13 protein-coding genes are annotated in these 15,889 nt (G+C 67.2%); 4 read left to right on the forward strand and 9 right to left on the reverse strand.

Translation table 11 applies throughout. From position 1 onward, the window contains the following. Positions 1-24: 24 nt before the first annotated feature. From RYM47_RS10550 to RYM47_RS10560, 3 genes are all read right to left on the reverse strand, one after another. Positions 25-783: a CS1 fimbrial subunit B flags: Precursor gene (locus tag RYM47_RS10550; protein WP_315387744.1), complete on the reverse strand. Its 759-nt coding sequence runs from the start codon at positions 781-783 to the stop codon at positions 25-27. A gap of 337 nt (positions 784-1,120) precedes the next feature. Beyond that, the gene (locus RYM47_RS10555; protein ID WP_315387745.1) at positions 1,121-2,569 is read right to left on the reverse strand and encodes an amidohydrolase family protein; all 1,449 of its coding nucleotides are present in this window, start codon (positions 2,567-2,569) and stop codon (positions 1,121-1,123) included. A gap of 102 nt (positions 2,570-2,671) precedes the next feature. After that, the gene (locus RYM47_RS10560; RefSeq protein ID WP_315387747.1) at positions 2,672-3,277 is read right to left on the reverse strand and encodes a glutathione S-transferase family protein; all 606 of its coding nucleotides are present in this window, start codon (positions 3,275-3,277) and stop codon (positions 2,672-2,674) included. A gap of 117 nt (positions 3,278-3,394) precedes the next feature. Between RYM47_RS10560 and RYM47_RS10565 the strand changes: the two genes are divergently transcribed. The 4 genes from RYM47_RS10565 to RYM47_RS10580 all read left to right on the forward strand — a co-directional run bounded on the left by RYM47_RS10565 (position 3,395) and on the right by RYM47_RS10580 (position 8,458). Further along, positions 3,395-4,375, forward strand: coding sequence for a WYL domain-containing protein (locus RYM47_RS10565; protein WP_315387749.1), 981 nt, complete (start codon positions 3,395-3,397; stop codon positions 4,373-4,375). A 39-nt stretch (positions 4,376-4,414) separates the two neighbouring features. Further along, positions 4,415-5,296: a LysR substrate-binding domain-containing protein gene (locus RYM47_RS10570; RefSeq protein ID WP_315387751.1), complete on the forward strand. Its 882-nt coding sequence runs from the start codon at positions 4,415-4,417 to the stop codon at positions 5,294-5,296. A 214-nt stretch (positions 5,297-5,510) separates the two neighbouring features. After that, complete coding sequence (locus tag RYM47_RS10575; RefSeq protein WP_315387753.1) at positions 5,511-6,110, forward strand: response regulator transcription factor; 600 nt, start codon at positions 5,511-5,513, stop codon at positions 6,108-6,110. Then, the gene (locus tag RYM47_RS10580) at positions 6,107-8,458 is read left to right on the forward strand and encodes an ATP-binding protein (RefSeq protein WP_315387755.1); all 2,352 of its coding nucleotides are present in this window, start codon (positions 6,107-6,109) and stop codon (positions 8,456-8,458) included. The genes RYM47_RS10575 and RYM47_RS10580 overlap by 4 nt, the downstream gene beginning before the upstream one ends. Here the strand turns inward: RYM47_RS10580 and RYM47_RS10585 are convergent. The 6 genes from RYM47_RS10585 to RYM47_RS10610 all read right to left on the reverse strand — a co-directional run bounded on the left by RYM47_RS10585 (position 8,403) and on the right by RYM47_RS10610 (position 15,790). Then, a complete protein-coding gene (locus tag RYM47_RS10585) occupies positions 8,403-8,675 on the reverse strand; it encodes a hypothetical protein (protein WP_070207989.1) in 273 nt (90 codons plus the stop codon). The two genes, RYM47_RS10580 and RYM47_RS10585, sit on opposite strands and share 56 nt — an antisense overlap. A gap of 179 nt (positions 8,676-8,854) precedes the next feature. After that, positions 8,855-9,259, reverse strand: coding sequence for a fluoride efflux transporter CrcB (gene crcB / locus RYM47_RS10590; protein WP_315387864.1), 405 nt, complete (start codon positions 9,257-9,259; stop codon positions 8,855-8,857). Further along, positions 9,259-10,560 carry a replication-associated recombination protein A gene (locus RYM47_RS10595; RefSeq protein WP_315387760.1) on the reverse strand — a complete coding sequence of 434 codons (1,302 nt, stop codon included), beginning with the start codon at positions 10,558-10,560 and terminating at the stop codon, positions 9,259-9,261. Before RYM47_RS10595 ends, crcB begins: the two co-directional genes overlap by 1 nt. A gap of 123 nt (positions 10,561-10,683) precedes the next feature. Then, complete coding sequence (lolA, locus tag RYM47_RS10600) at positions 10,684-11,322, reverse strand: outer membrane lipoprotein chaperone LolA (RefSeq protein ID WP_315387762.1); 639 nt, start codon at positions 11,320-11,322, stop codon at positions 10,684-10,686. A gap of 64 nt (positions 11,323-11,386) precedes the next feature. Continuing rightward, the gene (locus RYM47_RS10605; RefSeq protein ID WP_315387764.1) at positions 11,387-13,345 is read right to left on the reverse strand and encodes a DUF3857 domain-containing protein; all 1,959 of its coding nucleotides are present in this window, start codon (positions 13,343-13,345) and stop codon (positions 11,387-11,389) included. A 78-nt stretch (positions 13,346-13,423) separates the two neighbouring features. After that, positions 13,424-15,790, reverse strand: a complete 2,367-nt coding sequence (locus tag RYM47_RS10610; protein ID WP_315387765.1) for a DNA translocase FtsK 4TM domain-containing protein — start codon at positions 15,788-15,790, stop codon at positions 13,424-13,426. Positions 15,791-15,889 lie beyond the last annotated feature (99 nt).

A 15,889-nucleotide genomic window follows, 5' to 3' on the forward strand; every position in this document is an offset into this window, starting at 1 on the left:
CGGGACGGCGGTTCCGGGCGGAACCTAGGGGCTGAGCAGGACGTCCTTGCGGGTGTCCCCCTCAACGATCTGGAAGCGGTGCACGTGGTCGGCACTGCGCGCGAAGCGCTCGGTGCGCTCCGGAAGCAGGTGGATCTTCCGGGTGGGCGAGCACGTGGCGGCCTTGTCGGCCGCGCTGCACTGGCGCACGTCGTCCAGCAGTACCGTGGTGTTGCCCGCGTTGCGCAGCTGCACGTGCTCGCCGGTGGTTTCGGTCTGCACGTCGTAGCGGGCCTGGTCCGGGTGCACGATCACGAACACGCCGTAGCCGGTCAGCACGTTGACGCCGGCCGAGAGCTCCTTGCGGTAGTCGTCGCGCTGCGCGTCGGTCAGGGCGAATTCGTCCTCGGACTGCGGCAGCACCGGTACGAAGCGCACGCGGTAGTAGCGCTCGGTGCTGCGGTCGCCCTGCACCAGCAGGCGCGTGGCCTGCTGGCCCTGGGCGGGCACGATCATCCGCGACGGGCTGGCGACCAGCCCGGCCTGGGCACCGGCTGCGGTGTCGACCGGGATTTCCTGGTGGCTGCCGTCTGCGGCATAGCGCACTTCGCTGATCTGCACGCGCACGAAGGCGGTGGCATCGCCGGTGTTGCGAACACGCTTCAGCAGCGCGCCCTTGCCCGGCTCGGCGTACTCGTACATCGCGCCCACATGGATGTTGGGTGCGGCGGCCTGGGCCGAATGAGGCGATGCCGACATCGCAACAGCCATGGCTACCGCCAGCGCGGTCATCAGACGCTTCATCGAAGATGCTCCTGTGATTAACGGGGTGAATGCGAAGGCCAGTTGTCATAACTGCCTTCAATCGAGTGCGCAGCGTAGGCGTCAGCCGCCGGTCGCCCCATGCAACTTTTTTCAAGTGGCACTACAACAAGTTGCAAAAGTCGATGGATTGGGTGATTTGCGATGCCGAAATGCAGGTCCGCGTTGAGCAGGTGCGCATCGTAGATTTGTGCTGCAACGCGGCACATTCAATTTTCATCAATGCACCACTGCAATTTGTTGCAGGAACGCGTATACGAAAGCGCCCCGCAGATGCGGGGCGCCGGATTTCTCTCTTATCAATGCAGTGTGGCGGGCGTTACTGTTTCGCCGCCTGCTGCCACTGCGCAACCTTCTCGCGTGTCTGCGCCAGCAGCGCATCCAACGCCCTGCGGTCGTATACCTGCCCCCGCAGCACCACCATATGGATTGCACGGGTGGCCTGGATGTCCTGCAGCGGGTTGGCGTCAAGCAGCACCAGATCCGCTGCCTTGCCTTCAGCCACACCACCGTAGCGGTCCAGCGTGCCGAACCACGATGGACCGGCGCGGGTCGCCGAGGACAGCGCCTGCGCCGGGGTCAGGCCTTCCTTGACGAACAGGCTGAGCTCGTCGTGCAGGCCGATGCCCGGGTAATTGAACGAATTGAGGAAGCCAGCGTCGGTGCCCGCCATCACGGTCACGCCTGCTTCCTGCAGCATCGGCAGCACGGCCGCCACCTGATGATACTGCTGGTGGCGCTGCGCGATCTGCTCCCGGCTGGCCTTGGCCGCACGCTCCACGCGCCACTGGTAGGTGGCCTGCAGCTTGGGACCGATGTAGGCGAGGTACGGGTCGTTGGCATGGTTGTCCTGGTCCAGGAAGTCCAGGATGCGCCCGCCGTTGAGGGTCGGGGTGACATACACGCCCTTCGACGCGAAACCGCGGTACGCGGCCATCGCAGTGCCATGGTCGAAGCCGGCATCCAGGCGGCGGTTGGCCTCGGCGCGGTCGATCCGCTTGGCGGCGAAGTCGGCGGCGATGGCCCCTTCATCCTTGACCCCGGCCTTGTACGCGTAGTCCAGGTGTTCGATCGAACTGATCCCGGCGTCCACCGCCTGCTGCACGGTCAGCGCCATCGGAATGTGGCCCGAAGCGCGCAGCCCATTGGCGCGCGCGCCGCGCACGGCGTCCAGGAACAGCGGCGGGGTCAGGGTGCTGTCGGTGATCTTCACGAAGTCGACCCGGTCGCGCTTGAGCTTGACGAAGGCCGCGTCGAGGTCAGCCTGGCTGCCCACTTCAATCGTGCCCTTCCAGACCGGCTTGATGCCTTCGATCTTGGCGCCGGAGCTGAACAGTTGCGGGCCTTCCAGGCTGCCGTCGGCAATCTGCCCGCGCCACTGCAGCACCTGCTCGGGCAGGTCGCCGGAGCAGTCGCGGATGGTGGTGATGCCATGGGCGATGTACAGCGGCAGCAGCGCCTTGTTCTCTTCGATCAGCTCGGGGCCGCCGCCAAAATGGACGTGCATGTCCCACAGGCCCGGGATCAGGTAGCGGCCCTTGCCGTCGATCTTCCGCGCTGCGGTCCAGGCCTTGGCAATGGCGCGGTCATCGCCCACGGCCACGATATCGTCGCCACGCACCACCACCGCCTGGTCGGCCACGGTCGTTGCATGTTCGACGTCTACCACGGTGGCGTGGCGGATGATCAGGTCGGCCTGCTCGGCCGCCAGGGCGGAAGGGGCAAGCGCAAGCAGCAGCGGAAACGCAGACAGCACGATGGATTTCATGGCAGGACGCACTAGCGGAAGGACCACCGCACCATACGGTGCGGCGGCCTCCATTCACCAGTTAAATTTAGGAATGCCCTGCATTCGATATCCAAATGCCGCTCAGACCTCACCCTGCATCGCCGGCCGTGCCTGTACGGTAGCCAGCCACGCCGCCACCGCCGGGTAGGCCGCTACGCTGGCGCCCACGTAGGTGCCATAGCCCACGACCTGCGCCACCACCAGGTCGACCAGCGAAAAGACGCTGCCCACCATCCACGGCTGCGCGGACAGGCGGTCCTCCAGCAGTGCCAGCAACTGCTGGGCCGACTCACCTGCGGCGGCGGCCTGGGTGGCGTCGCGCAGGGGGCCGTCGCTGCCTGCCAGGAACATCCGATTGATCACCGCCGCGTAGGTCACATAGGCCCATGCGCACCAGGACAGCGCCTGCAGGCGCTCCGGCGTGTCAGCCGCCGGCCAAAGTCCGCGTGCGACGCCGAAACGGTCGCCCAGCCACAAGTGGATGGCCAGCCCTTCGAAGATCGGGGTGCCGTCGACCACCAGGCAAGGCACTTTGCCGTTGGGATTGATCGCCAGGTACTCCGGGGTGCGCTGCTCACCGTTGCGGATGTCGATCCGTACCCGGTCATGCGCCACGCCCAGCTCGGCGAGCGCGCACGCCACCGGGGTGGCGCTGGACATCGGGTGCCAATAGAAGACGAGGGACATGCAGTACTCCTTGTAGGTGTCGGGGGAAGAGGTGCGCCGGAAGGCCCTTGCACCGTGGACACAGGCTAGCCACCATTGCGGACAGATCCTGTCCTCGACAGGCGCGACCCTGCCGCCATGCTTACGACCTCCGCCCGTCTGTTGCGCCTGCTGGCGCTGCTGCAATCCCGCCCGCATTGGCCGGGCAACACGCTGGCCACCGACATCGGCGTGCACCCGCGCACGCTGCGCCGCGATATAGAACGCCTGCGCGAGCTCGGTTATCCGATCCAGGCGAGCAGCGGCGTTGCCGGCGGCTATGCCTTCCGGGCCGGACGCGCGTTGCCACCCCTGCTGCTCGACGATGAGGAAGCGTTGGCCGCTGCACTGGCCCTGCGCATGGCGGTGAGCGGCACCATCAGCGGCATCGAACAGACCGCGATCACCGCGCTGGTGAAAATGGAACAGGTGATGCCGGCGCGGCTGCGTCGCCGCCTGGATGCACTGCGCACCGCGATCCTTCCAATCGACCAGAGCGGACCACTGGTCGATGCAAGGCTCCTGGCGACACTGGCCGGGGCCTGCCGCGATCAACTGCAGCTGCGCTTCGACTACGCCGACCGCCAGGGCCAGCCCAGCCACCGACAGGTGGAACCGCAGGGCGTGGTGCATGCCGAACGGCGCTGGTACCTGGTGGCCTGGGACACCACGCGCAGCGACTGGCGCACCTTCCGCATCGACCGCATGACCAGCACGCCCGACGTCGGCGTGCATTTCCGGCCCCGCCCGTCCCCGGCCAACGGCGACCTGCGCGCCTTCGTCAGCCAGTCGCTGACACTGGGCCCACACGGCGACGAAGCGCGGGTGATCCTGCACGCGCCGATCGAAACCGTGCGCGAGCGCATGCCCGGCTCGGCCGGCGTGCTCGAAGCGCTGGACGCGCAGCGCTGCCTGCTGCGCTGCGGCGCCCATCCGCAGGGCGCAGTGGTGTACTGGCTGCTCGCACTCGAGCTGGAGTTCGAGGTACTGGGGCCGCCCGCGCTGCATGTGATGATGCGCGACGCCGGCGCCCGGGTGGCGCGCAGCCTGGCCCGCGCAAGCGCAGTGGTCGCGGACTGACTATGCTGCACCTTCCGTATTCGTTTTCTGGATAGCGCCATGCCCGCGAGTGCCGCTTCGCACCGCACGCTGTTCGAGCTGGACCTGTTGCGCGCGATGGTCACGGTCGCCGACTGTGGCAGCTTCACCACGGCAGCCGCGCGCCTGCATTCCACCCAGTCCACGGTGAGCCAGAAGATCCGGCGCCTGGAGCAGCTGGCCGGTCAGCCTCTGCTGGTGCGCGGCAACCGCGACGTGCACCCCACCGATGCCGGCCACTCGCTGCTCGGCATCGCCCGGCAGATGCTGGCACTGAACGACCAGATGGCCGAGGCGCTGGCCGGCGCCACCGTGGCGGTGACGGTGCGGCTCGGCGTGCCGGAGGATTTCGTCAATCCGCGGATCACCGCATTGCTCGGCCGCTTCACCCGACGCCACCCGCAGGTGAAGCTGGAAGTCACCAGCGGGCTCAGTCGCGACCTGGCCGCCGGCTACGATCACGGCGAACTGGATCTGGTGCTGGTCAAGCAGCGCCGCAACAGCCGTCAGGCAACAGCATGCTGGGCCGAACCGATGCGCTGGGTGGACAGCGCGCGCAGCCCCTGCATCGCGCTGGATCCGGTGCCGCTGGTGACCTTTCCGCCGCGCGGGCTGTACCGCGACGAGCTGATCGCGGCTGTGGAGGGGCTGGGACGACGCTGGCGGATCGGCTTCACCAGTTCCAGCCTGGGCGGCATCCAGGGCGCAGTGGCCGACGGCATGGGCATCAGTCTGTTGCCGGCACGCGCGGTGACCCGGGAGCATCGCGTGCTCACTGCCAGGCACGGACTGACACCGATCGACAGCATCGAGATAGCCCTGCTGCACCGACCGACGGCCGATCCGCTGGTGGTCGACCTGGCGTCCCAGTTCGCACGCCTGCTCGACCGCGAACGCCGCTGATGAGGTTTTCTCCGCCGGGCGCCGAAGGGCGCCGTCGGATGCGCGCAGAAAGTGACGGAGCTCTCGTACCGAGCATAGGAATAGTCCTAATCTGACATCAGAGTATCTCCGCGGCAGGGGGAAGCAGTAAGAATGGCGCAAATCCCATGATTGCGTGCCTCCTTTGTCCCGACGCCATCCAGGCCATCTTTACGGACCCCTGCAGCCCACCGTCGTGAACATCGCGCTGCTCGATGATCACGACGTGGTGCGCCACGGCAGCTACGTCCATCTTTCCAATGACCCACGGTTCCACGTTATCGGCAACCATGCCACCACCCGGGCGCTGGTCAACACGCTGCTGCACCATCTGGTCGACGTGGCAGTGGTGGACTACACCCTGGCCGAAGGCGACCTGCAGGGCATGGAACTGCTGCGCATGCTGCGGCGTCGCTTTCCCCGGGTGCGGGTGCTGATGTTCTCGGCCAACGTCCATCACGTGATGATTTCCAACACACTGGCAGCCGGCGCCGCAGGCGTGATCTCCAAGGGCGAAACGCTGGATGAGCTGGCAAGGGCGATCTGCCGGGTGGCCGCCGGCCATGACCATGTGCCACTCAACTACCGGGATGAGCACGCCGAGCACCGGCTCTCGCAGGCCGAGCGCGAAGTGCTGCAGTTGTGCCTGAGTGGGATGACCGTGACCGATATCGCGCTGCAGCGCCACCGCAGCATCAAGACCATCAGTACCCAGAAGCATGCCGCGTTCCGCAAACTGGGCCTGCGCACCGATCGCGACCTGTTCACCCTGCGTCACCAGCTGGCGGTGTGGTGAGCGGCGATCGCATCGGCGCCGGCACGTTGGCCGGGGTGCTTTCAGTTGCTCTGTTGCCCGTAGCGTTCGCGCAGCCGGAACCGCGCCTGGTGCGCGTGGCCACCGACCCCACCCAACACCGGCTGCTGGCCGTCGACAGCCGCGCCGCGCGCGACGCCAACCTGATCAGCGGCTATGCGCAGCTGGTCTCGGAACAGACCGGCATGCGCTTCCAGGAGCAACCGGTGGAGTCGACGACCGCGGCGCTGGAGGCGCTGTGCGACGGACGTGCGGATCTGATGCTGCTGCTGGGTCCGCTGGACAATGCCCCGTGTACGGCGCTGGCGGCCTCGCCGGCGTATTACCGGGGGCAGACCCTGCTGGCCAGCCGACATATCCATGCGCAGCCACCTGAGTTCGCACACCTGCGCCGGGTGGCGGTGGTGCGCGGCAGCCGCCTTTCCGAATGGCTGGCCGCCTATCATCCGCACCTGCAGGTGATCGGCCTGCCTACCCTGCGCGAAACCCTCGCTGCCGTGGAAGCTGGTGTCGTCGATGTGGCCATGGAACTGGACGTGGCGATGCGGCCACTGGCCCGCCGCGAGTTCGGTGACAGCCTGCTGCTGCATGGCGGACCGGCCAGCCTGCCCGGCAGCCTGCATCTGGTGGTGCGCCACCGTGACCGCCCCATGCTGGACCAGATCCACCAGGCGATGCGTTCGATCAGCCCCCAGGAACACGCAATGCTGATGCAGCGGTGGACCAAGGCCACCTATCTGAGCGGACCGTCGCTGCGCGTGATGTCGCGCCACTTCCAATGGGAGCTGTTGTCCATGGGCCTGACCCTGGCACTGCTGCTCGGCGCCGGTGGATGGATGTACCGGGCGCAGCAGTCGGCACGGCGCAGCCATCGCCAACAGGCGCGCTTCATCGCCACCATGAGCCATGAGGTGCGCAACGCCGCGCAGGCGCTGGTGACCTCGGTCGACCTGCTGCACCAGTCGGCGCTGGACCAAGGCCAACGGCAGCTGGTCAATGCCGCGCGCTCGGCCGGTGCGGGCCTGCGTCATCTGCTGGGCCACGCGCTGGACTACTCGCGTTCGGCCACTGGCAGCTACCTGCCCCTTCCGGGCTGGCAGGACATGCGCCAGCTGGCGCGCGACTGCATCGCAGTGGTTCGCCCGGCTGCGGATGCCAAGGGCCTGGCCCTGACGCTGCTGCAGCAGACCGACCCTCTGCCGCGCATGTGGTTCGACGGCGACGCACTGCGCCAGGTGCTGGCCAACCTGCTCGGCAACGCGATCAAGTTCACTGACGTGGGCGAGGTCGAGGTCACCGTAGCGCTTGTGCCCGGCGAGGACGCCGCGCAGCTGGTGGTGGAGGTGCGCGACACCGGCATCGGCATACCCGCAGATCAGCATGCCACCGTGTTCAAACCGTTTGCGCAGGCCCACGACAAGCGGTCACGCGACCTGGGCGGCGCCGGGCTGGGATTGTCGATCTGCCAGGACCTGGTGCGCGGCATGGGAGGTCAGCTGCAGCTGCGCAGCGCGCCGGGCGAAGGCAGCTGTTTCGAGGTGCGATTGCCGGTGGTGGTTGAAGGCGATGGCCAGGCCGCGCGCGAGCAGCCGCTTGCCGGCCGCACCCTGCTGCTGGTCGAGGACCACGCGCTCAACCGCACTGTCCTGGCCCGCCAGCTCGAGGTGCTGGGCGCTTCGGTCACGGCCTGCGGCGACGGCGCCAGCGCGCTGCGCAGCCAAGCCACCGAGCCGTGCGGGATCGTGCTGCTCGATTGCGTGCTGGACGACATGAGCGGCTACGAGCTGGCCGTGCAGCTGCGCGGCATGGAACGACGCCATGCGCGGACTCCGGCGACGCTGGTAGCGGTGTCGGCCAACGATTCGCCGGGGCATGTGGAGCGCTGCCGCAGCTGCGGCATGGACGCAGTGCTGTGCAAACCGCTGGAAGTGCGGCAGCTTCTGGACGTGCTGCAACTGGACGATAGTGACGCCGACAGCGATCTGGATGCGGAACAGGCGCCGGCCCCGGAATCGTTCTGGAACCGTTTCTTGCAGTCGCTGCAGGACGAGCTGATGGGTCTGAACGATGCGTTGCGGCGGCAGGCCGGTAACCGGCTTCGCCACCATGCGCACCGCCTGTCTGGGGTTCTGCGCATGCTGGGGCAATCTGCCCTGGCCTCCATTGCCGACGACCTGCACGAGCTGGATCTTGACGATGCGACCGGCTGGATCGAGGCCGAACGGCTGCTCGGCTACCTGCGCCCGGCCGTTGCCGAACTGGTGCGCGGCGCGCTTACTTCAACTGCAGCGGATAGCGCTGCCACAGCACGTGCACCAGAAACCCCGTGAGCTCGGCGTCCTTCGCGGTGATCGAGGCGCGGATTTTGTCCAGCAGCACCATGTCACTGCAGGTGCGCACATCGGCATGGTCGGCCTGCCCTGCCCGTCGGGCGCGGTAGCGGGCGGCGCGCTGCGCATCGGTCATGGCGTAGCCGAACGTGGGCGGACGGCCGCGCTTGCGCGGCAGCATCAGTTCCAGGGTGCCGGGATCTTCTTCATCACGCATGACGGGGGCGGTGGCGGCGCAAACGGGGGCGAAACAATATCGTGATCCGGCACGTAAATCCAGCGTAACCGCTGGATTTCCCGCCATCGGCTACGCCGCTGGCTTGACGGGCATGCCACCTTAAACCCGCGCCTTCGGCGCGCCCCCTTCAACAAGAAGGGGGCTCCCTTATCGTTGGGTCAGCGAGCGACTGAAGCTTCGGCGATTCGGGCGCCAAGCCATACAAGTGCGAAACCTGCGACGAGGCTGATGCCGATGTACGTTGGCATTACCCAGCCCTTGCCGTTGCGCACCAGCAGCACGGCTTCCAGCATCATCGAAGAAAACGTGGTCAGGCCGCCGATGATGCCGACGATGGCAAACGCCCGCCAATACACCGCCGCGTTGCCTCTGGTCTGCAGCCACACCGCGATGTAACCGATGGCGAAGGCACCAATCAGGTTCGCGGTCAACGTGCCCCACGGAAAGCTGCTGCCGAACTGGCGCCACATGGCGTCGCCGATGATGAAGCGCAACGCTGCACCGAGCGCGCCGCCCAGCATCACCAGGCCGAGCTGCTGCCACCAGGTACCGAATCCGCCGATCACGACTCCCCCTTGCGTGCCCGGGCCTGCTCGCGCTCCGCGCGCAGGCGGTCCAGCTTTTCCTTGAGCTTGATCTCCAGCCCTCGCGCCACCGGCTGGTAGTACACGCGCTCGCCCATCGCGTCCGGGAAGCCGGTCTGGTCCAGCGCGATGCCGCCTTCGGCGTCGTGGTCGTACTGGTAGGTCGCGCCATACCCCAGCTCTTTCATCAGCTTGGTCGGTGCGTTGCGCAGATGCAGCGGTACTTCCTGGGTGCCGGTCGCGCGCACTTCCTGCTTTGCCAGGTTGAAGGCCGCGTAGCCGGCATTCGACTTGGCGGTGCTGGCCAGGTACAGCACCAGCTGGGCGAAGGCCAGCTCGCCTTCCGGGCTGCCCAGCCGTTCGTAGATGTCCCAGGCTTCCAGCGCCATCGACTGCGCACGCGGATCGGCCAGGCCGATGTCCTCGATCGCCATGCGGGTCAGGCGTCGCGCCAGGTAGGAGGGGTCGCAGCCGCCATCGAGCATGCGGGTGAGCCAATACAGCGCCGCGTCCGGGTTGGAGCTGCGCACCGACTTGTGCAGGGCCGAGATCTGGTCGTAGAACTGCTCGCCGCCCTTGTCGAAGCGGCGGGTGCGGTCGGCCAGCACCTGCACCAGCATCTCCGGGCTGATCCGCCCGCCTTCGCCGCCGGCCAGCTCGGCCGCGATCTCCAGCAGGGTCAGGCCACGCCGCACATCGCCATCGGCGGCGGTGGCGATTTCCAGCAGTGCCTCGGGCGTGACCTGCAACGATTCGCCGCCCAGGCCGCGCTCGCTGTCGTGCAGCGCCCGCTCCAGTGCTTCGACGATGTCGGCCGGCGAGACGGCTTCGAGCACGTGCACGCGGCAACGCGAGAGCAGCGCGGAGTTCAGTTCGAACGAGGGATTTTCGGTGGTGGCGCCGACGAACACGATGGTGCCGCGCTCGATATGGGGCAGGAACGCGTCCTGCTGGGCCTTGTTGAAGCGGTGCACTTCGTCGACGAACAACACCGTGCGCCGCCCTTCGGCGAAGCGCTGGGCCGCTTCCGCCAGTACCACGCGCACTTCCGGCAGGCCCGACAGTACCGCTGAAATTGCGCGGAATTCGGCGTCGGCGTAATGCGCAAGCAGCAGCGAGAGCGTGGTCTTCCCGCAGCCGGGCGGGCCCCACAGGATCATCGAATGCACGTGCCCGGACTCGACCGCGCGCCGCAGCGCACTGCCCGGTGCGAGCAGGCGCTTCTGCCCGACCATCTCATCAAGGGTCTGCGGGCGCATCCGCTCGGCAAGCGGGCGCATGTTGTCCCGATCCACGCTCAGCAGATCGGGGCCTGGGGATGTCGTTCGGTTTCTGGCCACCCTCGTATTGTAGGGCCGAAAGACGTGCAGCCGGGGTAGAGCCGGGCCCTGCCCGGCTATCCGTCAGTTACCGATGACGTCGGTGCCCTTGGGCGGCGTGAACTTGAACGTATCCGCCTTGAACGCCGGATTGCGCTTCCACCCGCTGAAGCTGATCACGGTGCGCTGGTTGACCGCGTCGGTCACTTCCATCCGCGCCAGGCCCTGTGCGTTGAAGCCCAGTGCGGCGTACTGGAACGAGGTCTCGGTCTCGCGCTTCGGGCTCAGCGAGAGCCACTGCAGGCCATCGCGCGGCGCGGCTTCCTCGCTGACGTCGTACTGCTGGTCCAGCAGCTTCGGATTGATCAGCGCGGTCAGCGGGCTGTTCTGTTCTTCGGCCCCCTGCGCACGCTTGGTCGCCTGCTCCAGGTCCTTCTCATAGACCCAGACATTCTTGCCGTCGGCGATGATCAACTGCTCGTGCGGCTTGAGATATTCCCAGCGGAACTGGCGCGGCGCCGACAGCGCCAGCGTCCCGCTGGTGGACTCCTTGACCTTGCCCTTGCTGTCGAACACCTGCTGGCTGAACTGCCCGTCCAGGCCCTTGAGGTCCTTGGTGAACTTGTTCAGTTCATCGCGGGCACCGGCCCAGGCGGTAGCCGAACCAACGCTGGCAACAAGCAGCGTGGCGGCAACGAGGGAGCGGCGGAAGGTGCTGTTCATGCGGGTATCCAGGCAAAATTTGGAGGATGCCAGGCAGTGTGCCCGGAACATCCTGAATGGGGGATCAGGGGGCCGACTGTACGCTGCGCAGGTCACCGTACACGACCTGTCCGCGGAATCCTCGCCGCACCTGCTGGTACAGCTCACGGAAGGAGGCATAGTCGCCGGGCTGGCAAAGCGCCTGCGCGCCGCGTACCGCCCGCTGGTGCAGGCGGTGCCGGGCCACGATGGCCTGCCCTTCGCGCCGCCATTGCAGCTGGTATTCGCCGGCGGCGTTGTGGAAGTCCACGTCGCGCGGCATCGCCACGATCGGCACCCCGGCCGGGTACTGCAGCCGGTAGGTCTCTTCGCGCAGGCTGTCGTTGCAGTAGAACGGGGTGGCGTTGTCGGGCGCCGAGGTGGTGGTGTAGATGTCGCGGAACGACTCGCCGCCCGGCGGGTCCGGCAGGACCATGCCGCCGACCACGCCGAAGTCCACGTAGTCGGTGGCGTGGAAATCGTAGCGGTAGTTGAACGGTCGGGTGAGGTCCTGCGGGTCGCCCAGCAGGGTCAGGGTGCCGCTGCCGTCGAACCCCGACGAGGCCATGATCGACTCCTCCACCCGCGCCCGGTTCTGCGCGTTGAGGCGGGCGAACGCGCCGCGCATGCCGATCTCGCTGACGTCGCGCGGTTGCTGCACGGTGCGGCCCTGCACGTCTCCGCTGGGCGAGAACTGGAACGTCACCTCGAAGCCGGAGCCATTGCGCGCCGCGTCGTTGTCCGGCGTACGTGCCACTGTCGCCTGGCGGGTGTGCAGCACCGGCGCACCGAGGTCGGCGTCGGGCAGTTGGCCGAAGCGCGCGTAGGCGCTGGTCGAGTCCAGGTACAGGTCGAACTCGGGCACGTAGGTGATGGCGTGGTTGAACCGGCCCAGCATCGGAATCGCGGGCAGGGTCGGCCCGCCGCCAGCGCCGATCAGCACCGGGGTACTGTCGATGCCGCGCGCGGCCAGCAGCGCTTCCAGGATCACCACGTGGTCCTTGCAGTCGCCGTAGTGGTTGTCGAGGATGCTCTGCGCCGGGTTCGGCTCCAGCCCGCCGTTGCCCAGGTACACCGCCACGTAACGGATGTTCTGCGACACCCAGCGATACAGCGCGGCGGCCTGTTCGCGCCGATCGACGATGCCGCGTGTGACCTCGTGGGCCAGCGCCTGGATGCCCGGGGTCACTTTTGCGGCCTCGCCGCCCTTGAGCTGGTAGGCCGAGGCCACCTGCGCCCAGTCGCGGTAGGTGCTGGCCATGATGGTCGGGCTGAACTCCCAGGGTTGTGCGGTCCAGTTCTGCACCGGCATCGGTTCGCTGCGACGGTATTTCCATGCCCAGCGCGCCTGGCCGTCGCGCACGGTTGGCGCCTGGCTGCCCTGCACGCCGCGCTGCTGCACGTACATCGGCAGCGACGCCGGCGCGGTCAGGGTCACCTGCGCGTCGTCGTACTGCTGGAACACGTTGAAGGTCTCCCACAGGCTGAAGTAGCCGGGGAAGTACGGCACGTTCTGGGTGCGACGGGTCTGGTAGACCACCCGGGTGCCGGGAGCCAGGTTGGGGAACACCACCACCTTGACCTTGCGGTCGGCGTACATCGCCGCGGCCGCGCTGGAGTAGCTTTCCTGGGTGTAGATGCGGTCGGCCGGCACGTCGCGGCGCTGGCCGTCGGCGGTCAGCGTGTAGGCCGAAAGCACCTCGAGGGTTTCCATCTTCTCGCTGTAGCTCAGCCGCACCTGGCTGAACTGCTCCACCGCCGCCTTGGTCTTGAGCAGGATGTCGTAGGACTCGGTCTGCACGTTGCTGGCATCGGCACGCACTTCGTAGTCGGCACGGTAGGTCACGAAACTGAAGTTGTTGCTGGCCTGGGTGTCGTTGGACGCAGGGGCCGAGGTGGGCGCGATGGCGGGGACCGGAGCCGGCACCGGGGCGGCAGCCTGGGCGCCGGCCTGCAGGGGCGCCCAGGCCAGTGCGCACGCGGCAATCCATGACATGCGAATCATCGTCGTTCCTTGGTTGTCCGTTGCGTCATGGTCGCCGTGCGGCCACGCCGGGCGTGGCTCTACCGCAGCACACAGTCGTTACTTTGGCGGTGGGGGTGCCAGTACGCTGCGGTCGCCGTTGTGTTCGGGCGGGCTGACCACGCCGGCGTTTTCCATTGCTTCGATCAGTCGCGCCGCGCGGTTGTAGCCAATCTTGAGCCGGCGCTGCACGCCGGAGATCGAGGCGCGGCGGGTTTCGGTCACGATCCGTACCGCTTCGTCGTACAGCGGGTCGGACTCGTCGCCGGCCGCGGCACTGGTCTCGGGCAGGCCGCCCGCGCCCACCACCACGCCATCGCCCATCATCTGTACTTCGTCGAGCACGCCGCTGATGTAATCGGCCGGCCCACTGGCCTTGAGGTGTTCGACCACGCGATGCACTTCCTCGTCGGACACGAACGCGCCATGCACACGGTCTGGCAGCGCAGTGCCCGGCGGCAGGTACAGCATGTCGCCGTGGCCGAGCAGCGTTTCCGCGCCGGACTGGTCCAGGATGGTGCGCGAGTCGATCTTGGAGCTGACCTGGAAGCCGATACGGGTCGGGATGTTGGCCTTGATCAGGCCGGTGATGACGTCCACCGACGGGCGCTGGGTAGCCAGGATCAGATGGATGCCGGCCGCGCGTGCCTTCTGCGCCAGGCGCGCGATCAGCTCTTCGACCTTCTTGCCGACGATCATCATCATGTCGGCGAATTCGTCGATGAAGATCACGATGAACGGCAGCGTTTCCAGTGGCCGCGGGGCTTCGCCCAGCTCCGGGTTCGGCTTGAACAGCGGGTCCATCAGCGGCTGGCCGGCATCCTGCGCTTCCTTCACCTTCTTGTTGAAGCCGGCCAGGTTGCGCACGCCCACCGCGCTCATCAGCTTGTAGCGGCGCTCCATCTCGGCCACGCACCAGCGCAGGCCGTTGGCGGCCTCCTTCATGTCGGTGACCACCGGCGCCAGCAGGTGCGGAATGCCCTGGTAGACGCTCAGCTCGAGCATCTTCGGGTCGATCATCAGCATCCGCAGGTCTTTCGGCGAGGCCTTGAACAGCAGGCTCAGCACCATCGCATTGACCGCCACCGACTTGCCCGAACCGGTGGTACCGGCCACCAGCAGGTGCGGCATGCGCGCCAGGTCGGCCACGGTCGGGCGCCCGGCAATGTCCTTGCCCAGCGCCAGGGTCAGCGGACTGGCCGACTTGTCGTACTCCTTGGAGCGCAGCAGTTCGGACAGGTAGATCATTTCACGGGTGACGTTGGGGATCTCCAGGCCCACCACCGACTTGCCCGGAATCACGTCGACGACGCGCACCGACTTCACCGACAGGCCGCGTGCGATGTCCTTGTCCAGCGAGCTGATCTGGCTGACCTTGATGCCCGGTGCCGGCTCGATCTCGAAGCGGGTGATCACCGGCCCCGGGTAGGCGCCGACCACCTGTGCGTCGATGCGGAAGTCCTTGAGCTTGAACTCGATCTGGCGCGACAGCGTTTCCAGCGTGGTCTCGTCGTAGCCCTTGGGCTGCGGCTTGGGATCGTCCAGCAGGGCCAGCGGCGGCAGATCGGAACCGTCGCCATTGACGCCGCGGAACATCGGGATCTGGGTCTCGCGCTTGGCGCGGTCGCTCTTTTCCAGCACCGGTTCCGGGCGCGGCTCGATCTTGACCGGCTCGCGCTTGGCGCGCACTTCGGCGTCGACCTTGCGCACTTCCTGACGCTCCTCGCGCATGGCGCGGGTCTGCTGCCATTCGCTGGCCTGCTCCTTCTTCTTGCTGAGCAGCGGCGGCAAGGCCAGCACGGCGCGACCGATCTTCTCCATCACCACGAACCAGGAAATGCCGGTAGCCAGGGTGATCGAGGCCAGCAGCAGCACCAGCACGAACATGTTCGCGCCCAGCGCGCCGAAGCCGGCACTGAGCGAATTGCCAACCAGTCGGCCCAGGATGCCGCCGGCATGGCCGACATCGCCGTTGAACAGGCGCAGATGCAGGAAGCCGGTGCCGGCAATCAGGAACCCGACCAGCCCGACCAGGCGCAGCGCTGGATCCAGGTCGTGCTCGCCCTTGCTCTCACGCTTGAGCCCGAACATCGCAAACCAGGCCAGCGCGCCGAGCACGATCGGGAGCAGGAAGGCCATGTAGCCGAACAGCTGCAGCAGCACATCGGCCACCCACGCCCCTACCCGCCCGCCCATGTTCTGGATCGGCGCGACTACGCTGCCGGTGTGCGACCAGCCCGGGTCCGAGGCCGAATAGGTGAACAGACTGGCAATCAGATAGAGCAGCGCCGGGGCGATCGCGATCAGGCCGAGATCACGCCACAGGCGTTGTTTGCGCGGGTTGTCGACCGGCGCCGCAGCTGCGGCACGGCGCGAAGCCGCTTTGCCGTCGGCAGACTTGGATCGTTCCGGGACCTGCTTCGCCACCTTAGACCAGACCTTGGGAATGCACTGTTAGTCCTTGATAATAAACGACTGATGCCACCGCCGGTAGGGTTGTGCGCCAATTCTCCGGCGCAACGGTTG

Origin of the sequence: uncultured Stenotrophomonas sp. (genome assembly GCF_963519125.1) — a bacterium.
Classification (GTDB): domain Bacteria; phylum Pseudomonadota; class Gammaproteobacteria; order Xanthomonadales; family Xanthomonadaceae; genus Stenotrophomonas.

Bases quoted from the DNA above. Each gene is read 5' to 3' on its own strand.
- RYM47_RS10550 (WP_315387744.1), bottom strand. From the start codon at position 783: ATGAAGCGTCTGATGACCGCGCTGGCGGTAGCCATGGCTGTTGCGATG.
- RYM47_RS10555 (WP_315387745.1), bottom strand. From the start codon at position 2,569: ATGAAATCCATCGTGCTGTCTGCGTTTCCGCTGCTGCTTGCGCTTGCC.
- RYM47_RS10560 (WP_315387747.1), bottom strand. From the start codon at position 3,277: ATGTCCCTCGTCTTCTATTGGCACCCGATGTCCAGCGCCACCCCGGTG.
- RYM47_RS10565 (WP_315387749.1), top strand. From the start codon at position 3,395: ATGCTTACGACCTCCGCCCGTCTGTTGCGCCTGCTGGCGCTGCTGCAA.
- RYM47_RS10570 (WP_315387751.1), top strand. From the start codon at position 4,415: ATGCCCGCGAGTGCCGCTTCGCACCGCACGCTGTTCGAGCTGGACCTG.
- RYM47_RS10585 (WP_070207989.1), bottom strand. From the start codon at position 8,675: ATGCGTGATGAAGAAGATCCCGGCACCCTGGAACTGATGCTGCCGCGC.
- RYM47_RS10595 (WP_315387760.1), bottom strand. From the start codon at position 10,560: ATGCGCCCGCTTGCCGAGCGGATGCGCCCGCAGACCCTTGATGAGATG.
- lolA (WP_315387762.1), bottom strand. From the start codon at position 11,322: ATGAACAGCACCTTCCGCCGCTCCCTCGTTGCCGCCACGCTGCTTGTT.
- RYM47_RS10605 (WP_315387764.1), bottom strand. From the start codon at position 13,345: ATGATTCGCATGTCATGGATTGCCGCGTGCGCACTGGCCTGGGCGCCC.